This is a genomic window from Kitasatospora sp. A2-31, assembly GCF_022288725.1.
Classification (GTDB): domain Bacteria; phylum Actinomycetota; class Actinomycetes; order Streptomycetales; family Streptomycetaceae; genus Kitasatospora.
On sequence record NZ_JAKNTA010000204.1, the window covers coordinates 1 to 1,317 of the forward strand.

Sequence of the window (1,317 nt, forward strand, 5' to 3'; positions counted from 1 at the left end):
ACGGCCGATTATCACCCGGCGCCCCGCGACACCGGCGAACGGCCGCGACCACCGGCGGGTGGGGGGCGGAACCGCCGGAGCACGCCGGAGGAGCCGTCCCGGCGGGCGGGACGGCTCCTCCGCGGCCACCGGGCGCACCGGGCGCCCGGGTGTGCGGTGTGCCGAGGTCGTCAGCCGAGCTTGCTGACGTCCCGGACGGCGCCCTTGTCGGCGGAGGTGGCCATCGCGGCGTACGCGCGCAGCGCCTGGCTGACCTGGCGGTCGCGCTTCTTCGGCCGGTAGCCGCCCTCGGCCTCCAGCTTCAGCCGGCGCTCGTGCAGCTCCTCGAAGGGGACCTCCAGCGAGATCTTCCGGCCGGGGATGTCGATGGCGATGATGTCGCCGTCCTCCACCAGGGCGATCGTGCCCCCGGAGGCCGCCTCCGGCGAGGCGTGGCCGATCGACAGGCCCGAGGTGCCGCCGGAGAAGCGGCCGTCGGTGACCAGCGCGCAGGCCTTGCCGAGGCCGCGGCCCTTGAGGAAGGACGTCGGGTACAGCATCTCCTGCATGCCCGGGCCGCCCTTGGGGCCCTCGTAGCGGATGACGACGACGTCGCCCTCCTTGACCCGCTTGGTGAGGATCGCGTCGACGGCGTCCTCCTGCGACTCGACCACGACGGCCGGACCGCTGAAGGTCCAGATCGACTCGTCCACGCCGGCGGTCTTCACGATGCAGCCGTCCTCGGCGAGGTTGCCGTAGAGCACGGCCAGGCCGCCCTCGACCGAGTAGGCGTGCTCGACGCTGCGGATGCAGCCCTTGGCGGCGTCGGTGTCCAGGGACTCCCAGCGCTCGGACTGCGAGAAGGCCTCCGCGGAGCGGACGCAGCCGGGGGCCGCGTGCCAGAGCTCGACGGCCTCGGCGGACGGCGAGCCGCCGCGGACGTCCCAGGTCTTGAGCCACTCGGCGAGCGAGTCGGAGTGGACGGTGTGCACGTCCTCGTTGAGCAGCCCCCCGCGGTAGAGCTCGCCGAGGATGGCGGGGATGCCGCCGGCCCGGTGCACGTCCTCCATGTAGTACGAGCCGTTCGGCGCGACCTTGGAGAGGCAGGGCACCTTCCGGGAGATGGCGTCGATGGCCCGCATGTCGAAGTCCAGCTCGGCCTCCTGGGCGGCGGCGAGCAGGTGCAGGATCGTGTTGGTGGAGCCGCCCATCGCGATGTCCAGCGCCATGGCGTTCTCGAAGGCGGCGCGGGTGGCGATCGAGCGCGGCAGGACGGAGTGGTCGTCCTGGCCGTAGTGGCGGTTGGCGATCTCGACCACGGTCCGCCCCCCCCCCCCC

The 1,317-nt window shown here is 73.2% G+C and carries 1 protein-coding gene; it reads right to left on the bottom strand.

All coding sequences use genetic code 11. The features are described 5' to 3' along the window. Positions 1 to 170: 170 nt before the first annotated feature. Positions 171 to 1,317: dihydroxy-acid dehydratase (locus MCM47_RS40900; protein ID WP_238951849.1), on the bottom strand; the 1,147-nt coding region annotated here is incomplete at its 5' end.